The sequence below is a fragment of the Xanthomonas axonopodis genome (genome assembly GCF_001304695.1).
Taxonomy (GTDB): Bacteria; Pseudomonadota; Gammaproteobacteria; order Xanthomonadales; family Xanthomonadaceae; genus Xanthomonas; species Xanthomonas axonopodis.
In genome coordinates, this window is sequence record NZ_JFAQ01000228.1 from 1 (window position 1) to 23669 (window position 23669).

The following is a 23669-nucleotide window of genomic DNA, read 5'->3' on the forward strand; positions in this document are numbered from 1 at the left end:
CACGTATGTCGGCTGAACCCCCCGATCACCGAGCAGGTGGTGCTTCCAATGCTGTGCCAAGGCCCGGTGCTGCAGTGGTTGGGCATCCGCGCGGAGGAAAGCCCCCACCGTGCACGGCAACCGCGCTGGAACCGGCACGAGTTCGGCAGCGTCCTGTGGCGCCCGATCTTCAATTGGTCGGTGCAGGACGTGTGGAAGAAGCATGCCGACCATGGTCTGGTGTCTAACCCGCTGTATGCCCTGGGCATGGGGCGTGTCGGCTGCATGCCCTGCATCCATACTTGCAAGGCCGAGCTGCGCTCGATCGCTAAACGGTTCCCGGAGCACATCGACCGGATCGAACGCTGGGAACGTGTGGTGGCCGCTGCGAACAAGCGCCACCCGGCGACGTTCTTCCCGGCCATGAAGGACCCAACCGATGCGGATCGGCCTGGCCGCTACTCGGGCATCCGCCGGCTGGTGCAGTGGTGCCGCACTGTGCGGGGAGGACGGCAGTACGCATTGTTCTTCGATGACCCGCACAGCGGCGGATGCACGTCCGACCTGGCGCTAAGCGAGAGGAACCCTTCGTGACCAAAAGGCGCAAACGCCGCTTTGCCTGGCTACTCAACCGCCAGCTGGGCATCGCCTTGCTGTGGACGACGCTGGCCATCGGCATCGCCGCTGCTGCGAACCTGATGAGCATCCGAATGCTGGTTGGCCCAGTCCTGCATCATCAGACGCCGTTGCTCCACGTAGGCCGCATGGTTGTAGGCGGCCCGGATCTGATTAGGGTCGGCGTGTGACAACTGCGCATCGATCCATTCCACGCGGTAACCCAGCTCATTCAGTGCGGTAGAGATCGTGCCCCGAATGCCGTGGCCGTTCAGCTGCTCTTCGTAGCCCATGCGACGCAGCGCGCCATTGAGCGTGTTCTCGCTGATGGGTTCCTTGAGGTCATCCCGATTCGGCAACAGATAGCGCTGCGCTGGCCGTCGTCCCTGGGCGTCCAGCAGTTCGCGGACGATGGCAATGGCCTGGGTCGACAGCGGCACCACGTAGAGCGGCACGGTCTTGCCTTCCTTGCGCATCTTCAACTGCAGTTGCTTGACGATCACCGCGGGGATGGTCCACAAGCCTCGCTCCAGATCGAACTGCTCTGGCACTGCTGCGCGCAGCTCGCCGGTTCGAACGCCGGTCAGGAGCAGCAATTGAATGCCCTATCGCGTGGTCTTGAAACCACGGTACTCGCGCAATGTCCGCAGCAACGCCGGCAGTTCCTCCATGCGCAGAAACGGGTTGTGGCTGACCGGAGGCTTGGGCACTGCCACGATATCCAGATCGCTGGCAGGGTTCGCAGGCAGGCCCTTCTCCACCATCGCATAGCGAAACATCTGGTTGAACCAGGTGCGCACCTTCTCCGCGGTGGTCAGGGCCTGGCGGCGCTCGATCTTGCGCAACACTTCCAGCAGGTGCGCCGGCGTCACATCGAAGATGGACAACGTGCCAAGCCAAGGCAGCACATCCTTGTCGAAGATGCGATTGAGCTGCGACAGCGTACTCTGGCGACGGGTTTTCAGGCTTAATGCCTTGAAATCCCGCCACGACTGGAACACGGCTTGGAATGCATGAGTCGGGGCTGCCAACGCCTTTTTTTCTGCCTGGAGAAGATAGACCCGCGGATCGACACCATTGGCAAGCTGCGCCCGGAGTTCATCCCGGCGGTCCCTCGCCTCCTTGAGGCTGATCTCTGGGTACGGGCCGATGGCGATGCGAGACTGCTGGCCCAGCCAAGAGAAACGGAAGTGCCACTTCTTCTTGCCTTTGGCACTCACAAAGAGCAGCAAGCCGTGCGCGTCGTTGAGGGTGTAGTCCTTGCCAGTTGTCCTGGCCTGCCGCACGGCGGTATCTGTCAAAGCCATCGCACTCTCCTTCAGGATGAGGAGAGGTGTACCGACGTCGATGGACGCAGCACAGCCGAAAACCGGACAGCCCAGCGCGCAGATTTTCAGTACTAATTGATGTACTAAAAATGCGTGGCTGGGGGTGGACTTCAGCAGACTTCGCTGGATGCTCCACAGACGAAAACCACTGTGTGATCAAGACGCTATGGACTTCAGTGGAAGTCCACAGCATAAGACTTGGAGCGGGAAACGAGACTCGAACTCGCGACCTCAACCTTGGCAAGGTTGCGCTCTACCAACTGAGCTATTCCCGCGTAGAGCAAAAATTGTACAGCGTGTTACTTCGTTGCGCTAGCGCTGTCGTCGTTATCGACGGCAGAAATACTGCATGCGATGTGGAGGCCTGGGCCGGAATTGAACCGGCGTACGCGGATTTGCAGTCCGCTGCATAACCACTCTACCACCAGGCCGAAACATCAAACCCAAGGCATCCTGCCTTGAAACAACGAGACCCATGACGCGGGGTCTTGTCTACATCTGGAGCGGGAAACGAGACTCGAACTCGCGACCTCAACCTTGGCAAGGTTGCGCTCTACCAACTGAGCTATTCCCGCTTGGGAGGCGAAATTCTACAGCGAACAGGATAGCTGTCAACTGTTGCTTTCGATTTTTTTCGGCTTGTTGCTGATCGCTGCTTTTTCGTCGGCGCGCAGACTTGGCCATGCAGCCTGAAGATACTGAAAACCCGACCACAGCGTCAGCAAGGCGGCAATGGCCAGCGTCCAGTAGCCCGCACGAAAAATCAGGTTGCCCAGCCAGATTTCATGGGTCGGCATCTGTCCTGGGGTTACCGAATACAGCAGAAAAAGCAAGGCGACCATTTGTGCGGTGGTCTTGATCTTGCCGATCGCCGCCACGCGTACCTTGGCGCGCTGGCCGATCTCGGCCATCCATTCGCGGAGTGCAGAGACGGCAATCTCGCGTCCGACGATGACTGCAGCCCAGAATGCCATCCACGGCGTGGGGTGGCCCTGCACAATCAGGAACAGCGCCACTGCGACCATCAACTTATCGGCGACCGGATCCAGGAATGCGCCGAATGCGGAATATTGGTGGTAACGCCGTGCGACCCAGCCGTCCAGCCAGTCGGTGATGGCGGCCAGCGCAAACACGCCAGCGGACGCAAAATTCGTCCACGTGTACGGCAGGTAGAACACCACGACCAACACCGGAATCATCACGATCCTCAGCAGTGTCAGCCACGTGGGGATGGTCAACTTCATTGCGGACTCGCCTCGCCTGCCGCATCGGGAAGCGCCAGCCCGTGCAGGTTAGCGTAGATTCGCGCGGCAAGTGCGGCATTGACCCCCTCCACCCGCGCAATCTCGGCCTCGCCGGCGGCCTTGAGCCCAACCAGCCCGCCGAAATGCTTGAGCAGGCTGGCCCTCCGCCGTGGCCCGATACCGGGGATATCCTCGAGCTTGCTGGTCATGCGCGCCTTCTGGCGGCGCCCGCGGTGGCCGGTGATCGCAAAGCGGTGCGCTTCGTCACGCACTTGCTGGATGAATTGCAACGCAGGCGACGCCGTGCCCGGCCGCAGCTCGCGGCCGTCGGCCATGATCAACGCCTCGTGCCCTGCCCGGCGCTCTTCGCCCTTGGCCACGCCGACCAGCAACACGTTCTCGACTCCAAGATCGGCCAGCGCGGCCTGCGCCTGCGCCAGCTGGCCTGCGCCACCGTCGATCAGCAGCACGTCGGGTAGCACGCCGTTCTCTTCCACGGCGCGCCGGAAGCGGCGCTCGATCGCCTGACGCATGGCTGCGTAGTCGTCGCCCGGCGTGATCCCGGAAATATTGAAGCGCCGGTACTGGCCACGTACCGGGCCGCTGGCGTCGAATACCACGCACGAAGCGACGGTCGCCTCGCCCATGGTGTGGCTGATGTCGAAACACTCCACGCGCTTGACCGGCTCGGCAAGTCCAAGCATCTCGCGCAAGGCGTCGCTGCGTGCATGCTGCGCGCTTTGGCTGGTCAGCTCGGTGACAAGGGTCAGCTGCGCATTGCGTGTGGCCAGCAGCAGATAGCCGGCACGCTCGCCGCGCACGTTCCACTTCAGCGCCACCTTGTGCTCGGCGGCCGTACTGAGCGCGGCCTCGATCAGCTCGGCTTCCGGGATCTCGCGGTCGAGCAGGATTTCGCGCGGAGGAGAATGCTCGGCGTAGTACTGCGATACGAACGCGCCAAGAATTTCGTCGGCACTGTCTTCCCCGTTGGTCTTGGGAAAGAACGAGCGCGTGCCGAGATTGCGGCCGTCGCGAAAACTCAGCAACAAGACGCAGGCCTGGCTGGATTGCGTGGCGCAGGCCAGCACGTCCAGATCTGCGGCACGGCCGTCGACGTACTGACGGTTCTGCATGCTCCGCAGCGAGGAGAGCAAGTCGCGCAAACGCGCGGCGCGCTCGAATTCCAGCGACTCGCTGGCCTGCTGCATCGAGTGCATGATCTCTTCGCCAAGCTGATCGCTCTTGCCTTCGAGAAACATGTTGGCACGGCGTACCGATTCGGCGTAATCCGAAGCCGCCACCAAGTCCACGCACGGGCCGCTGCAACGCCCGATCTGGTATTGCAGGCACGGCCGCGAGCGGTTGCGGAACACGCTGTCTTCGCAGCTGCGCAGCTTGAAGAGCTTGTGCATCAGGCTCAGCGTTTCGCGCACGCCGGTGACACCCGTGTAAGGGCCGAAATAACGCCCTTGCACTGCGCGCGGACCGCGGTGCAAGGCAATACGGGGCCATTGTTCGCGCGTCAGCAACACGTATGGGTAGCTTTTGTCGTCGCGCAACGAGACGTTGTAGCGCGGCGACAACGATTTGATCAGCTGGTTTTCCAGCAGTAGCGCTTCGGCTTCGCTGCGGGTGACGGTGACGTCCATGCGCGCGACCTGCGACAGCATCGAGGTCAACCGGGCGTTCTTCGGCGTCCCGTTGAAATAGCTGCCCACACGCTTGCGCAGCGCGCCCGCCTTGCCGACGTACAGCAAGGTGTCGTCACCTGCATACATGCGATAGACGCCGGGCGCGGTGCTCAGTTGCGCAGCAAACGCTTTTCCATCGAACTCGTTTTGGGGCCTGACGCTCATTCGTCTATCGAAACATCACTCAGTGCGCCGCTTGCAAGGTCGTACCGCAAGATGGCGTGTGCATCGGTTTCTGCGATCCAGACCGCACCGGCGGTGACCGCCAGACCGGCCGGGCCGTGCAGACGGCGCGGCAGCGCGACCGTGGTCAATTCACCGCCGCCCAGGCGCAGGCAGCGCAGGCGGCCATTGCCGGTGTCGGCGATCCACAGCAGCGGCGAATTGGCCTCCAGTGCGATGGCCTGCGGGAATTGCAGACGCGCTGTGCTGCGTGGACCGTCCTGATCTCCAAACTGCCAGGTGCCCTGCCCGCCGACCAAGGTCTGTACCAGATCACCGCGCAATTGCATGGTGCGGATCGACGAGCCCAGCCCGTCGCAGACATAGGCCACTTGCTGCACCGCCGCCAAGCCGGCCGGCTGTGCGAAAGCAGCGAGATGGCCACTGCCGTCGCGGGTTTCAAGGGCGCCGGTACCTGCGCGCGCGGTCAGCGCGGCGCGGCCCAGGTGATAGCTCCAGATCCGGTTATCGCCGGCCATGGCGATCAATACCTGGTTGTCGGCGATGGCCAGACCTTGCGGATAGTTCAGCGCAGAAGCACCGGCCGACGCCACCAGGCCTTCGACCGGCTCGCCAGAGCGACCGGTGCCGCACAAGGTGTCCACCTGTCCGCTGCGCAGGTTGATACGACGCAGCGCATGATTGCCGGTATCGGCGACATACAACTGATCGCGTTCCAACGCCAGACCCTGCGGACGCCGAAATGCCGCTTCGCCGACGCCGCCGTCGATGAGATCAGCATTGCCATGCCCGAACTGGCGCAGTACGCGTCCGCTGTGCGTGCACTCGAGCACGCGGTGGTGGCCGGTATCGGCGACATACAACCTGTCGTCGGTCGCGGCCAAACCGGTGGGAAAACGCAACGCCAGGTGCGGCTCGCGCTCGCGCTCGGCCACGCCGTGCAGGTCGGCATCCGAGGGGGGGGGCTGGCCCTCGCACAGGGCAGTCAGCGCCTTGTCCAAATCGCCGGTGACGCCCACCAGGCGCTGCCGCTCGCGGCCGTAGGCATCCAGCAGCACCAGCGTGGGCCAGGATTCGATACCGAAGCGACGCCAGGTTTCCCAATCCTTGTCGAGCAGGATCGGCGCACTCACGCCGTGTCCGCGCAATTGTTTAAGCGCGCGTTGCGGCAGGCGCTCGCTGTCGAAACGCGGCACCTGCACCACGATTACCTGGAGCCGGCCAGGGCTGCGCGCCTGCCATTGGGCAAGCTCGGCCAGGCGTTCGGCGCACCATACCGAGCTGGCGTTGACGAACGCCAGCACCAGCGCACGGCCGCGATGCTCCTGCAAGGTGGAGGGCCTGGCGTTGAGCCAGGTGGGAAATTCCGGCAGTTCCTGGGTGAGCTGGGCGTTCATGCGGTGATTATGCCCAAGCGCGATTAGCCGCGGGTGAGTCTGGCCACGGTCAGGCGCGCGGCAGCGTCGACCAGCTGCCATACCTGCTCGAAGTCATCCATGCCGCCAGTATATGGGTCGGGGATCTCATCGCGCTCGTCGATGCCGGCCCAGGGCAGCCACAAGGCGAGCTTGTCGCGCTGCGCCGCCGGGGCGAGCCGCTGCAGATCGCGCAGGTTGCTGCCGTCTGCGCACAACAGCCAATCGAAATGCTCGAAATCCGAGTGCTTGACCTGGCGCGCACGAAGACCCGAGATATCCACGCCATGGCCGCGCGCACAGCGGATCGCGCGCGGGTCCGGCGGATCGCCGGCATGCCAGTCGCCGGTGCCAGCCGAATCGACCTCGATGCGCCGCGACAGCCGTGCCTTGTCCAGTTGCGCGCGCATTGCACCTTCGCCCATCGGTGACCGGCAGATATTGCCCAGGCAGACGATCAGCACCTTCATGCCGAAGCGACCCGCATCTGCGCGCGGACCAGATCGTCCGGGGTATCGATGCCCGGCGGAAACGGCTCGGGCGTCACCGCCACGGCGATGCGATAGCCGGCTTCCATCGCGCGCAGCTGTTCCAGAGATTCGATGCGCTCCAGCATGCCGGGCGGCATGGTCGCGAAGCGTTGCAGGAAGCCTGCGCGATAGGCGTAGATGCCGATGTGGCGCAGCCACTGACCTTCTGCAGGCACGCTGTCGCGCTGGCCGGCAAAGCTGTCGCGGTGCCAGGGAATCGGCGCACGGCTGAAATACAGCGCATCGCCGCTGGCTGTGCGCACTAGCTTCACCACGTTGGGATCGAACAGGTCGTGCGCGTTGTCCACCGGCGCGGCCAGCGTGGCCATCTGGGCACCGGAATGCTGCAGCAGATCTGCCACGGCGCGGATGCCTGCAGCCGGCGCAAACGGTTCGTCGCCTTGCAGATTGACCACGCAGGTCTGCTCGTCCCAGCCGGCAATGCGTGCGCATTCGGCAAGGCGGTCGGTGCCTGAAAGATGCGCGGTGCCGGTCATCGCCACATGCACTCCGGGCAGATGCTCGATCGCCGCGGCGATACGCGTGTCGTCGGTGGCCACCCACACCTCGCGCGCACCCGCCAGCAAAGCACGCTCGGCCACATGCTGGATCATCGGGCGATCGCCGATTCGTTGTAGCGGTTTACCCGGCAGCCGCGTGGAGGCGTAACGGGCGGGAATGGCGACGACGAAATCGGCAGGCGTGGTGGGTGTCATACGTGCGCGCTCTGGAGACAGTAAGAAGTGGAGAAACGGGAGAACCGAATCGTTTGATGCCGATGTGTGATTGAACGAGGTCGCGGTATTCGTCGGCGCTGCGCTGCACGACATCAGCACTTAGAACACCTTTGCATGCGCTGCTTGCAGCCATGCGCACCCATATTTCCGGGTAGACCGTTGCCCGAGCACTGCGAGACTTCATGCAGCATGGATGCCCCATTACAGACGCGAGAGCGTATTCAACGCCTGGCTCGCGATGGTTGGCCGACAGCGTCCAGCTACAAGCTCACCACGGCCGATGACGCACTTACACGCCCTGCCGGCTGGCCAATTTGTTCAAGCGGTCCAGCAGACTCACCCAGAACGCGGCCGGAAGCTCCGCCTTCAATGGCACGCTATACAGCCACTCGTCGGCGAACGGACGGCATTTCACCGCGTCCTTTTCGGTCATCAGCACCGGCAGGCGGCTTCCGAAGCTGAAATCCGCGGCGCGATAGACGTGATGGTCCGGAAACGCGTGCGGCACAACGCCAATACCGCGCGCGCGCAGCATGGCGAAGAAACGCTCCGGATGCGCGATGCCCGCCACCGCATGCACGCGCTGCCCTGCAAGCATGCTCAAGGGCTGCGCACGCTTGCCATCCATCGGCTGCACGCTGTCGATGCTCAGACGCATCTGCCACTCGCCGAAACCGGCATCATCGGGCACCTGCGGTGCGGCAGTCGCACTGGCCTGGCCGAGATTGACCACGCGGAAATCGCAATCGCGCGCCCGCGCGGCCGGTTCGCGCAACGGCCCAGCAGGCAGCAGGCGTCCATTGCCGTAGCGCCGCTGTCCATCGACCACTTCGATTTCGACATCGCGCGCCAGACGGTAATGCTGCAGCCCGTCGTCGCAGATCACGATGTCGCAGCCCGCCTCGACCAGCGCCCGTGCAGCAGCGAGCCGGTCGCTGTCGACACGCACGCGCGCGCCGGTCTTCCAAGCGATCAACACCGGCTCATCGCCGCCGAGCGCCACCAGGGTGTCCGCTTCGACCCAGCGTGCGGCACCGGCGTCATCGCGGCCGTAGCCACGGCTGGCGACGCCAGGCGTCCAGCCGGCTTCCTGCAGCTTTGCGACCAATGCAATCGTCAGCGGCGTCTTGCCAGTGCCGCCTGCGGTGACATTGCCGACCACGATCACCGGCACCGGTACCCCGTGGCGCCTGCGCCAACCGCGGCGATACAGCGCCCGTCGCAATGCGATCGCCGCGCCGTAGACCGGCGCCAGGATGCGCGCCGGCAACGGGATCGGCGTGTTGTCGTACCAGTAGCCCGGGGTGCGGGTGCCGTGCTTGCTCATGCCTGGCGTTCGCGGAATTGCATGCCGTGCAAGTGCGAATACAAGCCGCCCTGCGCCAGCAGTTGGTGATGCGTACCGCGCTCGACGATCCGGCCCTGGTCCATCACCAGCACCTGATCGGCATGCTCGATGGTGGACAGGCGATGCGCGATCACCAGCGTGGTGCGGTCCGGCATCAGCTTGTGCAGTGCGTCCTGCACCAAGCGCTCGGATTCGTTGTCCAGCGCTGCGGTGGCCTCGTCCAGAATCAGGACCGGCGCATCCTTGAGCATGGCGCGTGCGATCGCCAGACGCTGGCACTGGCCGCCGGACAGACGCCCACCCTTGGTGCCGACATGCGACTGCAGGCCTTCGGGCAGTTGCGCGACAAATTCCATTGCATTGGCACCCAGGATCGCGCGCTCCAGCTGGCTGGCATCGGCGTTGCGCATTTCGCCGAATGCCACGTTGTCGGCGATGCTGCCGTCGAACAACATCACCTGCTGGCCCACCAGCGCGATCTGCCTGCGCAGATCCGCCAAGGCGTATGCCTGCACCGGATGACCGTCGAGCAGGATCTGCCCGGCCTCGGCTTCGTAAAAACGCGGAATCAACTTGATAAGACTGGATTTGCCGCTCCCGGAGCGCCCGACGATGGCAGTGACGGTGCCCGGTTGCGCGACAAAACTGACATCGGCCAGCGCCGGATTGACCTGGCCCGGGTAGCGCGCGGTGACATCGCGAAATTCGATCAAGCCCTTGGCACGCGTCAGCGGCAAGGTCCCATGATCCGGCTCGTCCGGGCTGTCGAGCACCGAAAACAGACGCTCGGCCGATGCCAGGCCGCGCTGCACCATGTTCTGCACATTGGTCAGCTGCTTGAGGCCAGGAATGATCGTCAGCATCGAGGTCATCAGCACGACGAAATCGCCGGCCGTCAGGCGCCCGGCCAAGGCCTGTGCACCGGCCACGAAGAGCAGTGCCGACAAGCCGATCGCGCCGATCATCTGCACGGTGGCCGTGGAAATGCCGCGGGTGGATTCAACCTTCATCGCCAGGCGCAGGTTGCGATTGGCGAGCGCGCCATAGCGCTCCATTTCGGTCTGCTGGGCCCCGTAGATCTTGACCTCCTGATGGCTGGACAAGGTCTGGTCGGCGGCCTGCAGCAGCTGCGCCCCGCTTTCCTGGATGCTGTGGCTGATACGCCGGTAGCGCCGCGCCACCTTGTCCATCACCCAGGCCAGCACCGGGGCGAGCACCAGGATGGTCAATGTCACCTGCCAGCTATGCCACAGCATCAATGCCAGCGCACCGATCACCTGCAGCGATTGCTGGATCATGACCTTGACCGCATCCACTGCGGCCTGCGCCACCTGGTCCGAGTCCGAGCCCAGGCGTATCAGCATCGACGGCACCGGCTCCGAATCGAAGCGTGAGCCGGGCAGCCGCAGATACTTGGCCATCACCTTGATACGCAGATCGCGCGCAATGCTGCGTGCGGATTTGCCCATCGCCATGTCGGTGATGTAGCCGGCGACGCCGCGCACCACAAACAGCAGGATGATCTGCACCGGTAGCCAGCGGCTGACCTCGGCGTTCTTGTAAATGAAGGTCTCGTCGGTGATCGGCTTCATCAACGCCAGAAACCCGGTGGTGCCGGCCGCTTCGATCAACGCGGCGATCAGCGCGGCCACCAGCAACAAGCGATACGGCTTGGCGAATGCCAGCAGGCGACGGTACGTGCGCCAGGAAGACACTGGCGCCGGGCGCGCGGTGGAGAGGGTCACTGGCGGGTTCCGTTGGTGCTTGTCTTGCCGGTCGTACTGATGGCGCTGGCCGGAGGCGCGGTGGCGATGGCGATGCGCCGGAAGCCGAGCTGGCCCAGCGCATCCTGCGCGGTCACCACGGCCTGGTAAGGGGTCCGCGCATCGGCGCGCATCAGCACGGTCTGTTCGCGGTCATCGCCGGCAATCTGGGCAATGGTCTGCTTGAGCGAATCCACATCCGAGCGCAGCACTTCCCGATCGTTGATGAAATAACGCCCATCGGCATTGACCAGCACTCTCAACGAACGCGGCGGCGCACTCGTGTGCTGGTCGCTGGCGGTCGGCAACTGCAATTGCAGCGTGGAGCGTGCGTCGAAGGTTGTGGTCACCACGAAAAAGATGATGAGGACGAGGATGACGTCAACCAATGGCACCAGGTCGATATGCGGCTCGTCCTGGCTTCGGTCGTTGCCGATGCGCATCCGTCAGCCCTTCGCCGTGACAGGCTTGGCGCCCGCTGCAGCCGGCGCGACGGCTGCAGGCACGACTCGGCCATCCATGGTGTCCAGCAACAAGGTGGCTTCCTGCTCCATCTCGATGATGTAACCGGCGATGCGCCCCTTGAAGAAGCGATGTGCCATCAATGCCGGAACAGCGATGATCATGCCGGTGGCAGTGCACACCAGCGCCTTGCCGATACCGCCGGCTAGCTGATTCACATCGCCTACGCCGTGATCGAGGATGCCCAAGAACATCTGGATCATGCCAACCACAGTACCAAGCAGACCCAACAACGGCCCGGCCGATGCGATCGTGCCTAACGCATTCAGATAGCGCTCCATGCGATGCATCACATGCCGGCCTGTGTCTTCGATACGTTCACGAATCACGTCACGCGGGCGGCCGCGCACGTCCAGCGCGGCGGCCAGCAAGGCGCCCAACGGCGAATTGCGGCGCAGCGACTCGATGTGGGTGGGATCCAGGTTGCCGCGAGCGGCCCAATTGCGCACTTCTTCACCCAGGCCCGGCGGTGTCACCTCATTGCGGCGCAGGCTCCACAGACGCTCCAGCACGATCGCCAGGGCGATCACGCCCAGCAACAGCAACGGCACCATCGGCCAACCGCCTGCCTTGACCAGCTCCAACACGATTCGATTCCTCCGGCAACGTGGCCGCCTGTTCGCTGACCGATAGGATAGCAGCCGACCGCCGCCGTTCCGCAGCATCCCATAGCCGCGGCTGCCAGCGCCGGCGCTCGCGCAGTTGCAGGCCCGCGACACCGAGCCAAACCCGGATCGCGCCTGCCTGGGCGGTATCCAACACCTCTGCCCCGCTTGACTGCCAGCGTTGCACGGCCTCGGCGCGCGGATGCCCAAATCTGTTGCCATGGCCGGACGACACCAGCGCCAAACGTGCACCGGTCGCGGCGATGAACTCGGCTTGCGAGCCGTCGACGCTGCCGTGGTGCGGGACGATCACCAGGTCGGCACGCAGGTCCGCGGCGTGCCCGCGCAGCAGGCGACGCTCGACGATTTCGCCAATATCGCCCGGCAATAGTGCGCTCGCATGCGCGGTCTCGACCCGCAGCACGCAGCTGGATTGATTGCGCAGGTAAGGAAAACCGACGTCGGGATGCAGGAAGCGGAAGCGCACACCGTCCCACTCCCACTGCTGCCCGGCGCGGCAGCGTGCGGTGACGTCCAGCGGCGCATCCGGTGGCGCAGCGGTGCGTGCCACCGGCAGCCCCGTGCGGACCGCGGCATAGCCACCGGCATGATCGGCGTCGGCATGGCTGAGCACGATGGCGTCCAGCCGGCGCACACCAAGTGCGCGCAACGCCGGCAGCACGACGCGCTCGCCGGCATCGAACCCGTCGCGTACCGCCGGCCCGGTATCGAACAACAGCGCATGGCGTTGCGTGCGCACCAGCACCGCCAAGCCCTGGCCCACATCCAGCACCTGCACTTCCGCCTCGCCTGCGGCGGGTAGCTCGCGATCCGGCCAGAGCAGCGGCAACCACAGCAGCGCCGCCAACGATTTACCCGGCGTCGCGCGCGGCAGCAACAGCCAGAACGCGCCGAGCAAGGCGGCAATCAGGGCAACCCCATCGGACTCGGGCACCCACCACAACGCCACCGCGGTCTGCCCGAGCCAGACGAACCCCGGCCAGGTCAGCTCAAAGCACCAACCCGCAAGCTGCCACGCCCACACGCCGGTACCTGGGTAAATCGCTTCGAGGGCGGTCCCCAACAGGCACAGCGGCACCACCACGAAAGTCCACCACGGAATGGCGACCAAATTGGCGAATGGCCCGACCAGCGACGCCTGCCCAAACAGGCTGACCGTCAATGGCAGCAGGCCAATGGTGGCCACGGTCTGTGCGGACAGGAAGCCGCGCACGATGGCGCGATCGTCGGACGGCAGGCACCAGACCAGCCATGCCACGCCGGCGAAGCTGAGCCAGAAGCCAGCCACCAGCACGCTGAGCGGATCCCACAGCAACACCGCCAACAAGGCGAGCGAGAGAATGTGCGCGGTCGAGGCGCGTCTCCTCAGCACCCTGGCAAAAGCCACCACCGCAATCATCAACACGGTGCGTACCGTCGGCAGCGCCAGGCCAGCCAATAGCGCATAGGCCGCAGCGCCGAATAACGCGGCAATCGATGCCGCATGCAGACGCGGCATGAATGTGCCCAGTCGCGGCTGCCAGCGCCATATGCCAGCGATCAGCAGTGCGAAGAATGCCCCGACCAGCCCGACATGAAATCCAGAGATGGCGATCAGATGGCTGAGCCCGGTCGCGCGCAAGGTTGCCCATGCCGTATCGTCCAGCCCCCGTGTGTCTCCAAGCGCGAGCGCCCGCAGGTACGGCGCAGAGGGGCCGCCGACACGCTCGGCGATGCGTTGCGACATCCGTTCGCGCCACGCATCCACGCCCTGCGGCGGTACGGTCTGGCGTGCGGTTGCGGGAATGCGCACATAGCCCGTTGCAGCGATGCGCTGCGCCAGTGCCTGGCGTTCGGCATCGAAGCCTCCGGGATTGCGCAAGCCGCGTGGCGCACGCAGCTTGAGCCGCAGGTGCCAGCGCGCACCTGCATGTAGCGCTGCGCGTGGGCCGATGCGCTCGGCGCCAAAGTCGTCGTACCAGGCCAGCTGCAGGAGCTTCCCGCGCAGTGCCACAGGCTGCGCCGGAGCTTCGTCCACGCGCAGCTGAAAGCGGGTACGGCGTTGCTCGGCGGTCGGTAGCCCGACAATCTGTCCGCGCACGGTGACATCGCGTGTTTCATCCTGCGGAAGCAATTGCGCCTGCAGGGCATCGGTCACCTGCTACCCCATCGTTCCGAATCCAAAGAGTGCCACGGCACCGGCCAACAATCGCGCGCTCCTGCGCGGGCGCAACCTCACCGTCGCGCCGCTGCCCAGCAACGCAACACCCACGCAGCCGGCGTAAAGCATGCGCGGCAGCAGTGTGGGCGACCAGGCGCACGCCACCACGCCCAGCAATAACGCGGCCGCAACGACCACGGCCGATCCCATCTGCGGCGGCGCTGCCTGCGCTGACACCTCCATGCTGTCGGTCGCCATCCTGGACCCTATCGATCAACGTCTTCACCTTAGATCGCGACACCTTCCACGCACAGCGGAGATCTGCGCAGGTCTGGGTAGGAAGAACACTGCCGCGGCAGTCGCTGATTGCGAATACGAAAGAAGGACTGCGGCAGACCGCAACCGCTTGGCGCGGTGCGTGGAAAGTGCACGGGTGAATACGCATGCCGCAGCACATCGAGCGATCAAGGGCGCGGCACGCCCTCTGGCCCAGCGTTCGCCCAGATTTCATGGTGTCGCGACTATGGTGAAATCCGTTTTTCAGGAGCATCCCCCATGCGTAAAGGCATTGCATTGATCGTCGGTGTGACCGGCGTCTCCGGTTACAACCTTGCCAACGTGCTGCTCGCCGACGGCTGGACCGTGTACGGCCTTGCACGTCGGCTACTCCCCCACGACGGTGTCATTCCGGTGGCGGCAGATTTGCTGGATGCCCAGAGCACGAACACCGCGTTGCGTGGTCTACCGATTACCCACGTGTTCTTCTGCACCTGGACACGTCGCGATACCGAGCGCGAGAACGTCCAGGCCAATGGCGCGATGATGCGGCACCTTTGCGATGCGCTCAGCGATGCGCCGCTGCAGCACATGGCGCTTGTCACCGGCACCAAGCACTACCTGGGCGCGTTCGAAAATTACGGCAGCGGCAAGGCCGAGACGCCGTTTCGCGAAAGCGAGCCACGCCAGCCGGGCGAAAACTTCTACTACACGCTGGAAGACCTGCTGTTTGCGCATGCCGAGCAGCATGGCTTCGGCTGGAGCGTGCATCGCTCGCACACCATGATCGGCATGGCCAACGGCAGCAACGCCATGAACATGGGCGTGACGCTGGCGGTGTATGCATCACTGTGCAAGCACACCGGGCAGCCGTTCGTGTTCCCAGGGTCGCAAGCGCAGTGGAACAGCCTCACTGACCTCACCGATGCCGGGCTGCTTGGCCGCCAACTGGCCTGGGCCGGGCTTAGCCCCGCGGCGCGCAATCAGGCCTTCAACACCGTCAATGGTGATGTGTTCCGCTGGCGCTGGATGTGGGGTGAGATTGCGAAGTTCTTCGAACTCGACGCTGCGCCCTGCCCCGCCGTGCCGGAACCGCTGGAGCCACGCATGAGCCAGACCGCACCTGCCCTTTGGGCTGAGGTGGCCGCGCAACACACGTTGGTAGAGTCCGACGTCAATCGGCTTGCATCCTGGTGGCATACCGATGCCGACCTAGGCCGCGAGATCGAGTGCGTCAACGACATGACCAAGAGCCGCGAACTGGGTTTCCTCGACTTCTACGACAGCCGCGCCTCGTTCTTCGAACTGTTTACCCGCCTGCGGGCGCTGCACATCATTCCTTGACCGATGCTGTGGCATCGCTGCAGGCTGCATTGGCCTGCGGCGAACATGCGGCATGTGCCCTTGCAGTCGGGCTGCATGCGATCGAGTGCTGCGACGACGCTGCAAAATGCGACAGCCTTTCCCGGCAAATGCAGCATTTGCTCCCGCCGAAGATTCCAGGCTCATACGCAGCGCAACGTGATCGGTCTTGCCGCCCGACCGCGTCGCCACGCGCTTACACCGCAGACGGCGCCAATTCGCGCAGCTTGCCCTGGTGCAGCTCCAGCACGCGGTCCAGGCGCCGTGCCAAGCCGCGGTCGTGCGTCACCAGCACCAGGCTGGTGCGCTGGGCGCGGTTGAGCTCGAGCATCAGCTCAAACACGGTGCCCGCAGTCTTTTCGTCAAGATTGCCGGTGGGCTCGTCGCCCAACACGCAGCCCGGCTTGTTGACCAGTGCACGCGCTACTGCACAGCGCTGACGCTCGCCGCCGGACAGTTCGCTGGGCTTGTGTTCGACGCGATGCCCAAGCCCGACCGACTCCAGCAGTTGCAGGGCCTGACTTTTGGCAACGGCCACATCCTTGCCGGACAACAGCACCGGCATCATCACGTTCTCCAACGCGGTGAATTCCGGCAGCAGGTGATGGAACTGGTAGACGAAGCCAAGCGCCTGGTTACGCAGCTTGCCGCGCTGCGCGTCGGACAGCGCCGACATGCGCTCGCCGGCCACATACACTTCGCCGGAGGTGGGAATATCCAGCCCGCCGAGCAGATGCAGCAAGGTGCTCTTGCCGGCGCCGGAGGCGCCGACGATCGCCACGGTTTCGCCGGTGGCCACCGACAGGTTCAGGCCATCGAATACCGGCGTGCGCATCTTGCCTTCGGCGTACGTCTTGGCCAGTGCTTCGGCGCGGATCACTGCAGTTGCCTGTTCTGTTCGTTGCACGACCGTTTCCCGGACCTCATTCATAACGCAGTGCCTCCGCCGGCTGGGTGCGCGAGGCGCGCCACGCCGGATACAAGGTCGCCAGGAAACTCATCACCAATGCCACCACGGTGATCACCACCACGTCCTGGGTCTGCATATCGGTCGGCAGGCCGGTGATGTAGTACACATCTTCGGGTAGCAGCTTGACGCTGAAAATCGCTTCGATCACGCCGAGGATGCGCTCAAGGTTGAGCGTCAGCACGATGCCGCCGATCACACCCATGAAGGTCCCCATGAAGCCGATCAACGAGCCCTGCACCATGAACACCTGCATCACCCCGCCTGGCGACAGCCCGAGCGTGCGCAAGATGGCGATATCGGCCTGTTTATCGGTCACCAGCATCACCTGCGAGGACACCAGGTTGAACGCCCCCATCGCTACGATCAGCGACAGCAGGATGCCCATCACGGTCTTTTCCATCTTCAAGGAGTGATACAGGTTGGCGTTTTCCTGGGTCCAGTCGCTGACCCGGTACGGGCCGTGCAACTTCACCGCCAGATCGCGCGCCACCGGCCAGGCCTGATCCATGTCATGCAGGCGCAGACGCACGCCGGTGACGCCGTCCATGCGCAGCACGCGCGCCAGGTCCTGCATATTCACCACGGCGAGACCGCGGTCGATTTCGTTGTATCCGGCCTCGAAAATACCGCTCACGGTAAAGCGCTTGAGTCGCGGCATCGCGCCCAGCGGCGTCGCCTGGGTGTCGCTGAGCAACACGACGATGCTGTCGCCGACATCCACGCCAAGCCACACCGCCAACTCCTTGCCGATGACGATGTTGTACGACCCTGGCGTCAGGCTGTCGACCGAGCCCTGCTGCATCTTTTTGGCCAGCACCGACACCTTGCCTTCTTCGGCAGGGATCACGCCGCGCACGATGGCCGGCTGCTTGCGTGGGCCCTGCAACAAGGATTCGGTTTCGATATACGGCGCTGCGCCGGCCACGCGCGGATCGGACATGGCGACCTCGACCGCATGCTGCCAATCGCGCATCGGCGCGCCCTCTGCACTGACGGTCGCGTGGGCAGCCATCTGCAATAGGCGGTCGCGGATTTCCTTCTGGAAACCGCTCATCACGGCAAGCGTGGTGATCAGCACGGTCACGCCCAGGGCGATGCCCAGGATCGACGCCATCGAGATAAACGAAATGAAACCATTGCGCCGCTTGGCACGCAGATAGCGCAAGCCGATGGCAACCGGGATAGGTTTGAACATGCGGTTCAACCGGGAAAGGGACGCTATGGTGCCACTAGCGGCCGCCCGGACGAAATGGCGTGGGCTTGAGCGGCCAGACGCAGTTCACGTCGTTGCGGCGCCGGCAAGGTGTCCGGCCAGAAATGCAGGCGCTCGCGCCGGCCATCCGCTCGCCGCCAAGACACCACCGCAAGCGGCCCGCGCCAGCTTACCCGCAGCCCTTCCACCTGCACACCGTCAATGCTGGCGGGCGTTTCCGCCCATGGCACCAATAACTGCCTCACTGGCGAACGCAACAGCTGGCGCACTGCCCGCCCGCCTGCAAGCAGCGAGTACGCAGACAACAACACGGCCAGCCACGGTGGTACGCCACTACGCCACACCGCCCAAACGGCGAGCGCCAGCAACACGCTCAACGCGCAAATCAGCCAGCGCGAGGGGCGCCACTCAAGCCGGCAAGGCGCGAATATCGGCGATGAGTGCGGCGTTGGCGGCATCGGGGCAAGCCTCGTATCCCATGAACCAGCGCCACAACTTATCGTCTTCGCAATCCAGTAGCTGTAGGAAAACCGCGCGCTCGACGTCGGGAGCCTGCGCCCAGCGTTGATCAAGGTAGCGCCCGAACAATTGATCGAGTTCGCGCATGCCGCGCCGGCAACGCCAGCGCAATTTTTTCAGCAGGGTTTGTTCGTCCATCTCACTCTCCACCGCACCGCATGGCGGGCCGAAAACGGCAGCGGCACCTGACCCAAGGGCCGGTGCCGCTGCGAACCACATCCCCGTGGAGGGGAATCAATGCCATGCGATCAGGCGCGACGCGCCATCATCAGCTTCTTGATTTCGGCGATCGCCAACGCCGGGTTCAAGCCCTTCGGGCAGGTCCGTGCGCAGTTCATGATGGTGTGGCAGCGATACAGCTTGAACGGGTCTTCCAGATCGTCCAGGCGCGCACCGGTGTCTTCGTCGCGCGAATCGATGATCCAGCGATAGGCCTGCAGCAGGATGGCCGGGCCCAGATACCGCTCGCCATTCCACCAATAGCTCGGGCAACTGGTCGAGCAGCACGCGCACAGGATGCATTCGTACAACCCGTCGAGCTTGCGGCGGTCTTCCGGCGACTGCAGGCGTTCGCGATCAGGCGGCGGCGTCTGAGTGCGGATCCACGGCTTGATCGACGCGTACTGCGCGTAGAAATGCGTCAGATCCGGCACCAGGTCCTTGATCACGCTCATGTGCGGCAGCGGATAGATCGGCACCTCGGACTTGCCGCAGGCGGCAATCGCCTTGGTGCAGGCCAGCGTATTGGTGCCATCGATGTTCATCGCGCACGAGCCGCAGATGCCCTCGCGGCAGGAGCGACGGAACGCCAGTGTCGGGTCGATCTCGTTCTTGATCTTGATCAGCGCGTCCAGGACCATCGGACCGCATTTATCCAGATCGATCTCGTAACTGTCGGTGCGCGGATTGGCGTCGACATCCGGATCCCAGCGGTAGACCTTGAAAGTGCGCGTGTTCTTGGCGCCCTTTGCAGGGTAATGCTTGCCCTTGCCGATCTTTGAATTCTTGGGGAGGGTGAACTCTGCCATAGCTGCTCTCGTTGGCTCAGGCGATGCGCGGTGCGGACGACAACCGCACCGTGCGCATGAAGGTAAAGATGACGGATGCCACTGCCGAAGCAGTCGCGCAGCGGCCGGCCATCTGCCGGCGCTGCTCCAGCGTCATGCGACGACGAAACTGCTGCACCGACTCGCTGCCACGCGCAGAGGCGATGGCGAGCAATGACAAGGCAACGGTGGGTCGCTGCATGCGCATCGATCAGTAAACGCGCGGCTTCGGCGGGACCACGTCCACATCCTTGCTCAGCGTGTACATGTGCACAGGGCGGTAATCGAATTCGCACTTGCCCTTGTCGTCGACAGTCACCAGCGTGTGCTTCTGCCAGTTGACGTCGTCGCGGTCCGGGAAGTCCTCGTGCGAATGCGCGCCGCGACTTTCCTTACGCTGCTCTGCCGAATTGATCGTCGCCACTGCGTTGAGCAGCAGATTGTTCAATTCGTAGGTCTCGATCAGGTCCGAATTCCACACCAGCGAGCGGTCCGACACCTTGACGTCCTCGAAGGTGGCGAAGATCTCGGCCATCTTGTCCACGCCTTCCTTCAGCGTCTTGCTGGTGCGGAACACCGCGGCGTCCGACTGCATGGTGCGCTGCATGTTGTCGCGGATCACGGCCGTCGGCGTGGAGCCGTTGGCGTGACGCAGCTTGTCCAGCAAGCCCAAGGCCTTGTCGCAGGCATCGGACGGCAGGGTCTTGTGCGGCTGATTCGGCTTGACCGTCTCGGCGCAGCGGTTGGCGACCGCGCGGCCGAACACCACAAGATCCAGCAGTGAGTTCGAACCCAGACGGTTTGCACCGTGGACCGAGACGCATGCAGCCTCGCCGATGGCGTACAGGCCCGGCACCACTGCATCCGCATCGTCGCCCTGCTTGCGCACGACCTCGCCGTAGAAGTTGGTCGGAATGCCGCCCATGTTGTAGTGCACGGTCGGCAGCACCGGGATCGGCTGCTTGGTGACGTCCACACCGGCAAAGATGTGTGCGCTTTCGGCGATGCCGGGCAACTTTTCGTTGATCACCTCCGGCCCAAGGTGGGTCAGGTCGAGCAGGATGTGGTCCTTGTGCTCGCCCACGCCGCGGCCCTCGCGGATTTCCACCGTCATCGAACGCGACACCACGTCGCGCGAGGCCAGATCCTTGTAATGCGGTGCATAGCGTTCCATGAAGCGCTCGCCATTGCTGTTGCGCAGGATGCCGCCTTCGCCGCGCACGCCCTCGGTGATCAGGCAACCCGCACCGTAGATGCCGGTGGGGTGGAATTGCACGAATTCCATATCCTGCACGGGCAGGCCCGCACGCATCACCAGGCCGCCGCCGTCACCGGTACAGGTGTGGGCGGAGGTGGCGCTGAAGTAGGCACGGCCGTAACCGCCGGTCGCCAGCACCACGCCGTGGGCGCGGAACAGATGCAGCGAGCCTTCGGCCATGTCCAGTGCGAGCACACCACGGCAAACGCCTTCTTCGTCAAAGATCAGATCGAGCGCGAAGTATTCGATCATGAAGCGAGCGTTGTGTGCCAGCGACTGCTGATACAACGTATGCAGCATGGCGTGGCCGGTACGATCAGCTGCGGCGCAGGTACGCTGCGCGGACGGGCCTTCACCGTACTTGGTGGTCATGCCGCCGAACGGGCGCTGGTAGATCTTGCCCTCTTCGGTCCGCGAGAACGGCACACCGTAGTGCTCGAGTTCGATAATGGCCGGAATCGCTTCGCGACACATGTACTCGATCGCGTCCTGATCGCCCAGCCAATCGGAGCCCTTGATGGTGTCGTAAAAGTGGTAACGCCAGTCGTCTTCGCCCATGTTGCCCAGCGCTGCGGAAATACCGCCCTGCGCTGCCACGGTGTGCGAACGGGTCGGGAAGACCTTGGTCAGGCAGACCGTCTGCAGGCCCTTCTGGGCCAGGCCGAACGTGGCGCGCAGGCCGGCGCCACCGGCGCCCACCACGACCATGTCGTACTTGTGTTCTGAGATCTTGTAAGCGGACATCGAATTATGAGTTCCTGTTTGGTCGCTGACGACTCAGCTCATGCCCAGCGCGATACGCGCCACGGCAAACACGCTGACGATGGCGCCCAGGACGGCAACGAAGCGCACGATGGTTTGCGCCGCAAGCGCGAGCAGCGAGTTGTGCACGTAATCTTCCAGTACCACCTGCATGCCCAGTTGCGCATGCCAAAATGAGGTGATCAGGAAGCCGACCAACAGAATCGCGTTCCACGGTTTGGCAACCGCGGCGCTGGCGGTCGCATGATCGGCACCGACCAGGCTCAGCACGAAGATCAGAAACCAGATCGACAACGGCACCAGAGCGGTGGCGGTCAGGCGCTGGACTACGAAATGCTCTGTGCCGGTCTTGGCAGCCCCCAGGCCTCGCACGTTTTTCAGCGGGGTACGGTAGCGGCTCATGCGGCACCTCCAGACAACAAGACGTAAGCCCAGATCGCGGCAGTGAGCATCAGGCTCAGCACCACCGACAGCCAGCCAAGGCTAACGAACGAGCGCACGGCGTAGCCCTGGCCGAAGTCCTGCAGAATGTGGCGCAACCCACCGAACAGATGGAAGGCGAAAGACCAAGTCCAGCCGAACAGGAACACCTGCCCATACCAGGTTGCAGCCTGATCGCGGAAACAATTCCAATGGTCGGGGCCAAGCATCAATGTGAGCAAGGCAGCGGCAATTCCCAGTGCGCCGACGGACAGTACGATGCCGGTGGCTCGATTAAGAATCGAGGTCACCATCTGTATCTGCCAGCGGTAAACCTGGAGATGCGGGGAGAGAGGACGTTCGCGGGTCGCCATTCGCTGGGCTCGTTTTCTCGGCTGGGCGGCACTAGGCCGCTGTGGCTAAAAGCTGCTCAAAAATCGATGCAGCGTCCATTTTTTTCCCAGTCGCCGTAGCGCGTTGGCTCGGGGCCGTCGCGCCCACCAATCTCCTTCGGCAGTGGCTTTTTCTCGGGAATATGCTCCTGAGAAGAAGGCTGCGTCTCGGAATTCTGCGCTGGGGTGGGGGTTGGATGGCCTATCATAGTGCTCTCACAACTTGTCGATTTTAGTCCTTCCCTTCCGTGGCTGACAACCTGAATCTTATTCCGCAGGGTTTTGGCTCCCTGCACGACATGCAATACGTCCGATTGGCCGGTACGGATGCAGTGGCGTTTGCGCATGCCCAATTTGCCAATGACGTACAAGCGCTGGCGGTTGGGCAGTGGCAGTGGAACGCGTGGCTGACAGCGAAGGGGCGCGTGATTGCCATCTTCGCACTCCTGCGTGAGGACGACGCACACTTGCTGATGTTGTTGCCGGACGGCAACGCGGCCGAGATCGCCGCGCAACTTGGCCGCTTCGTGTTTCGCCGCAAGCTGAAAATCAGCACTGCCGAGCTGTTTGCCTACGGCGGCTTCGCAGCGCCGGAGCACGCGTATGCCGCGCAAGCCGATATCGGAACACAGCGTATCGAGTTGGATCTGGGCAGCGCAGCGCTGCCGCGCACGTTATTGCTCTACAACCCGGATGCATTGGCGACGCCTATCGAACTGCCGAGTGCAGATGCGCAGTGGCGCACGACCGATCTGCAGCTGGGGCTCGCCCGCCTGGTCGAGGGCCAGCGCGAACAGTGGACGCCGCAGCAGTTGGCGTTGGACCGTCTGCAGGCGTACAGCGTCAAGAAAGGCTGCTACCCGGGCCAGGAGATCGTGGCGCGGACGCACTTCCTGGGCAAGGCCAAGCGCGCTTTGCAGCTGCTCGAAACGGATGCAGCAGTGGATGCAGGCGCTGCCGTCGCATCGGACGGCAGCGCGATCGGCACAGCGGTGAGCGTGGCCGGCAACCTCGCGCTGGCGGTATTGCCGTTGGAGCTGACGCTGGACGCGGACGCCACACTGCAGGTAGGTACGCAAGGTGCCCGGCCGCGCGCACTCACGACGGGGCTGGCGCGTTAGCAGCTAAAAACGCAGCAAGCCGTGCCAGGCGGGAGTGGACATCACGCGGCACCGCAATGACCGAGTGGCACCCGCCGATTCCGAGCGCCAGCCGTGGCCGTCTGGACGGCATCGCTGTTTGACCGGTTGGCCTAAGGCAACGCTGATCAAGTTCCAAAGATGCGAGGATAAGTGCTTCGCAGCGATGGTGGTGCAAGCCGATGAAGCAG

The 23669-nt window shown here is 63.9% G+C and carries 24 protein-coding genes, 3 tRNA genes and 1 pseudogene; 3 read left to right on the forward strand and 25 right to left on the reverse strand.

Annotation, left to right across the window (positions count from 1 at the left end):
• Positions 1-573, forward strand: a 573-nt coding sequence (locus XAXN_RS17875; protein ID WP_167694827.1) for a phosphoadenosine phosphosulfate reductase domain-containing protein, incomplete at its 5' end; no start/stop codon positions are given.
• Between the two features lie 29 nt (positions 574-602).
• On the opposite strand, the gene XAXN_RS23720 is transcribed toward XAXN_RS17875, so the two are convergent.
• From XAXN_RS23720 to XAXN_RS17945, 15 genes and pseudogenes are all read right to left on the reverse strand, one after another.
• Positions 603-1190: a tyrosine-type recombinase/integrase gene (locus XAXN_RS23720; RefSeq protein ID WP_425511780.1), complete on the reverse strand. Its 588-nt coding sequence runs from the start codon at positions 1188-1190 to the stop codon at positions 603-605.
• Between the two features lie 9 nt (positions 1191-1199).
• Positions 1200-1901, reverse strand: coding sequence for a tyrosine-type recombinase/integrase (locus tag XAXN_RS23725; RefSeq protein ID WP_425511886.1), 702 nt, complete (start codon positions 1899-1901; stop codon positions 1200-1202).
• Between the two features lie 220 nt (positions 1902-2121).
• Positions 2122-2197: transfer RNA gene (locus XAXN_RS17885), tRNA-Gly, on the reverse strand.
• Positions 2198-2279: 82 nt separating this feature from the next.
• Positions 2280-2353 (reverse strand) — tRNA-Cys (locus tag XAXN_RS17890).
• A gap of 68 nt (positions 2354-2421) precedes the next feature.
• Positions 2422-2497: transfer RNA gene (locus XAXN_RS17895), tRNA-Gly, on the reverse strand.
• A gap of 36 nt (positions 2498-2533) precedes the next feature.
• Positions 2534-3166 (reverse strand): CDP-diacylglycerol--glycerol-3-phosphate 3-phosphatidyltransferase, encoded by a 633-nt coding sequence (pgsA, locus tag XAXN_RS17900; protein ID WP_042822604.1) that lies wholly within the window; start codon positions 3164-3166, stop codon positions 2534-2536.
• Positions 3163-5022 carry an excinuclease ABC subunit UvrC gene (gene uvrC / locus XAXN_RS17905; RefSeq protein WP_054320539.1) on the reverse strand — a complete coding sequence of 620 codons (1860 nt, stop codon included), beginning with the start codon at positions 5020-5022 and terminating at the stop codon, positions 3163-3165. Before uvrC ends, pgsA begins: the two co-directional genes overlap by 4 nt.
• Positions 5019-6437, reverse strand: a complete 1419-nt coding sequence (locus tag XAXN_RS17910; RefSeq protein ID WP_054320540.1) for a hypothetical protein — start codon at positions 6435-6437, stop codon at positions 5019-5021. Before XAXN_RS17910 ends, uvrC begins: the two co-directional genes overlap by 4 nt.
• 23 nt (positions 6438-6460) lie before the next feature.
• Positions 6461-6925: a low molecular weight protein-tyrosine-phosphatase gene (locus tag XAXN_RS17915; protein ID WP_054320541.1), complete on the reverse strand. Its 465-nt coding sequence runs from the start codon at positions 6923-6925 to the stop codon at positions 6461-6463.
• On the reverse strand, positions 6922-7701 hold the full coding sequence (gene kdsB / locus XAXN_RS17920; protein ID WP_042822598.1) for a 3-deoxy-manno-octulosonate cytidylyltransferase: 780 nt from the start codon (positions 7699-7701) through the stop codon (positions 6922-6924). Before kdsB ends, XAXN_RS17915 begins: the two co-directional genes overlap by 4 nt.
• A gap of 310 nt (positions 7702-8011) precedes the next feature.
• Positions 8012-9049: a tetraacyldisaccharide 4'-kinase gene (lpxK, locus tag XAXN_RS17925; RefSeq protein WP_042822596.1), complete on the reverse strand. Its 1038-nt coding sequence runs from the start codon at positions 9047-9049 to the stop codon at positions 8012-8014.
• Entirely contained in the window at positions 9046-10815 is a 1770-nt protein-coding gene (msbA, locus tag XAXN_RS17930; protein ID WP_054320542.1) for a lipid A export permease/ATP-binding protein MsbA, read from the reverse strand. The genes lpxK and msbA overlap by 4 nt, the downstream gene beginning before the upstream one ends.
• Complete coding sequence (locus XAXN_RS17935) at positions 10812-11276, reverse strand: ExbD/TolR family protein (protein WP_054320543.1); 465 nt, start codon at positions 11274-11276, stop codon at positions 10812-10814. Before XAXN_RS17935 ends, msbA begins: the two co-directional genes overlap by 4 nt.
• Before the next feature lie 3 nt (positions 11277-11279).
• Positions 11280-11942, reverse strand: a complete 663-nt coding sequence (locus XAXN_RS17940; RefSeq protein ID WP_042824719.1) for a MotA/TolQ/ExbB proton channel family protein — start codon at positions 11940-11942, stop codon at positions 11280-11282.
• A pseudogene (locus XAXN_RS17945) lies at positions 11833-14379 on the reverse strand (DNA internalization-related competence protein ComEC/Rec2). The gene XAXN_RS17940 and the pseudogene XAXN_RS17945 overlap by 110 nt, the downstream one beginning before the upstream one ends.
• A gap of 297 nt (positions 14380-14676) precedes the next feature.
• On the opposite strand from XAXN_RS17945, the gene XAXN_RS17950 reads away from it, so the two are divergent.
• Positions 14677-15741 carry an SDR family oxidoreductase gene (locus tag XAXN_RS17950; RefSeq protein ID WP_054320544.1) on the forward strand — a complete coding sequence of 355 codons (1065 nt, stop codon included), beginning with the start codon at positions 14677-14679 and terminating at the stop codon, positions 15739-15741.
• 214 nt (positions 15742-15955) lie between these two features.
• Here XAXN_RS17950 and lolD read toward each other — a convergent pair whose 3' ends face one another.
• From lolD to XAXN_RS23535, 10 genes are all read right to left on the reverse strand, one after another.
• A complete protein-coding gene (lolD, locus tag XAXN_RS17955) occupies positions 15956-16690 on the reverse strand; it encodes a lipoprotein-releasing ABC transporter ATP-binding protein LolD (protein ID WP_042822589.1) in 735 nt (244 codons plus the stop codon).
• The gene (locus XAXN_RS17960; protein ID WP_054320545.1) at positions 16683-17924 is read right to left on the reverse strand and encodes a lipoprotein-releasing ABC transporter permease subunit; all 1242 of its coding nucleotides are present in this window, start codon (positions 17922-17924) and stop codon (positions 16683-16685) included. Before XAXN_RS17960 ends, lolD begins: the two co-directional genes overlap by 8 nt.
• A gap of 23 nt (positions 17925-17947) precedes the next feature.
• A complete protein-coding gene (locus tag XAXN_RS17965) occupies positions 17948-18400 on the reverse strand; it encodes a YgfX family protein (protein ID WP_054320546.1) in 453 nt (150 codons plus the stop codon).
• A complete protein-coding gene (locus XAXN_RS17970) occupies positions 18351-18599 on the reverse strand; it encodes an FAD assembly factor SdhE (RefSeq protein ID WP_054320547.1) in 249 nt (82 codons plus the stop codon). Before XAXN_RS17970 ends, XAXN_RS17965 begins: the two co-directional genes overlap by 50 nt.
• Before the next feature lie 110 nt (positions 18600-18709).
• The gene (locus XAXN_RS17975; RefSeq protein WP_054320548.1) at positions 18710-19489 is read right to left on the reverse strand and encodes a succinate dehydrogenase iron-sulfur subunit; all 780 of its coding nucleotides are present in this window, start codon (positions 19487-19489) and stop codon (positions 18710-18712) included.
• A gap of 16 nt (positions 19490-19505) precedes the next feature.
• The gene (locus XAXN_RS17980; RefSeq protein WP_054320553.1) at positions 19506-19709 is read right to left on the reverse strand and encodes a hypothetical protein; all 204 of its coding nucleotides are present in this window, start codon (positions 19707-19709) and stop codon (positions 19506-19508) included.
• Between the two features lie 9 nt (positions 19710-19718).
• Positions 19719-21509 (reverse strand): succinate dehydrogenase flavoprotein subunit, encoded by a 1791-nt coding sequence (gene sdhA / locus XAXN_RS17985; protein WP_054320549.1) that lies wholly within the window; start codon positions 21507-21509, stop codon positions 19719-19721.
• Between the two features lie 33 nt (positions 21510-21542).
• On the reverse strand, positions 21543-21929 hold the full coding sequence (gene sdhD / locus XAXN_RS17990) for a succinate dehydrogenase, hydrophobic membrane anchor protein (protein WP_054320550.1): 387 nt from the start codon (positions 21927-21929) through the stop codon (positions 21543-21545).
• Positions 21926-22321, reverse strand: coding sequence for a succinate dehydrogenase, cytochrome b556 subunit (sdhC, locus tag XAXN_RS17995; RefSeq protein ID WP_054320551.1), 396 nt, complete (start codon positions 22319-22321; stop codon positions 21926-21928). Before sdhC ends, sdhD begins: the two co-directional genes overlap by 4 nt.
• Before the next feature lie 56 nt (positions 22322-22377).
• The gene (locus XAXN_RS23535; protein WP_338133121.1) at positions 22378-22686 is read right to left on the reverse strand and encodes a DUF1674 domain-containing protein; all 309 of its coding nucleotides are present in this window, start codon (positions 22684-22686) and stop codon (positions 22378-22380) included.
• Between XAXN_RS23535 and ygfZ the strand changes: the two genes are divergently transcribed.
• Entirely contained in the window at positions 22588-23460 is an 873-nt protein-coding gene (gene ygfZ, locus XAXN_RS18000; RefSeq protein WP_054320552.1) for a CAF17-like 4Fe-4S cluster assembly/insertion protein YgfZ, read from the forward strand. The two genes, XAXN_RS23535 and ygfZ, sit on opposite strands and share 99 nt — an antisense overlap.
• Positions 23461-23669: the final 209 nt, after the last annotated feature.

Coding starts and splice junctions, on each gene's coding strand:
- XAXN_RS23725 (WP_425511886.1), bottom strand. CDS start 1,901: ATGGCTTTGACAGATACCGCCGTGCGGCAGGCCAGGACAACTGGCAAG.
- pgsA (WP_042822604.1), bottom strand. CDS start 3,166: ATGAAGTTGACCATCCCCACGTGGCTGACACTGCTGAGGATCGTGATG.
- uvrC (WP_054320539.1), bottom strand. CDS start 5,022: ATGAGCGTCAGGCCCCAAAACGAGTTCGATGGAAAAGCGTTTGCTGCG.
- XAXN_RS17910 (WP_054320540.1), bottom strand. CDS start 6,437: ATGAACGCCCAGCTCACCCAGGAACTGCCGGAATTTCCCACCTGGCTC.
- XAXN_RS17915 (WP_054320541.1), bottom strand. CDS start 6,925: ATGAAGGTGCTGATCGTCTGCCTGGGCAATATCTGCCGGTCACCGATG.
- kdsB (WP_042822598.1), bottom strand. CDS start 7,701: ATGACACCCACCACGCCTGCCGATTTCGTCGTCGCCATTCCCGCCCGT.
- lpxK (WP_042822596.1), bottom strand. CDS start 9,049: ATGAGCAAGCACGGCACCCGCACCCCGGGCTACTGGTACGACAACACG.
- XAXN_RS17935 (WP_054320543.1), bottom strand. CDS start 11,276: ATGCGCATCGGCAACGACCGAAGCCAGGACGAGCCGCATATCGACCTG.
- XAXN_RS17950 (WP_054320544.1), top strand. CDS start 14,677: ATGCGTAAAGGCATTGCATTGATCGTCGGTGTGACCGGCGTCTCCGGT.
- lolD (WP_042822589.1), bottom strand. CDS start 16,690: ATGAATGAGGTCCGGGAAACGGTCGTGCAACGAACAGAACAGGCAACT.
- XAXN_RS17960 (WP_054320545.1), bottom strand. CDS start 17,924: ATGTTCAAACCTATCCCGGTTGCCATCGGCTTGCGCTATCTGCGTGCC.
- XAXN_RS17965 (WP_054320546.1), bottom strand. CDS start 18,400: ATGCCGCCAACGCCGCACTCATCGCCGATATTCGCGCCTTGCCGGCTT.
- XAXN_RS17970 (WP_054320547.1), bottom strand. CDS start 18,599: ATGGACGAACAAACCCTGCTGAAAAAATTGCGCTGGCGTTGCCGGCGC.
- XAXN_RS17975 (WP_054320548.1), bottom strand. CDS start 19,489: ATGGCAGAGTTCACCCTCCCCAAGAATTCAAAGATCGGCAAGGGCAAG.
- XAXN_RS17980 (WP_054320553.1), bottom strand. CDS start 19,709: ATGCAGCGACCCACCGTTGCCTTGTCATTGCTCGCCATCGCCTCTGCG.
- sdhA (WP_054320549.1), bottom strand. CDS start 21,509: ATGTCCGCTTACAAGATCTCAGAACACAAGTACGACATGGTCGTGGTG.
- sdhD (WP_054320550.1), bottom strand. CDS start 21,929: ATGAGCCGCTACCGTACCCCGCTGAAAAACGTGCGAGGCCTGGGGGCT.
- sdhC (WP_054320551.1), bottom strand. CDS start 22,321: ATGGCGACCCGCGAACGTCCTCTCTCCCCGCATCTCCAGGTTTACCGC.
- XAXN_RS23535 (WP_338133121.1), bottom strand. CDS start 22,686: ATGCGCAAACGCCACTGCATCCGTACCGGCCAATCGGACGTATTGCAT.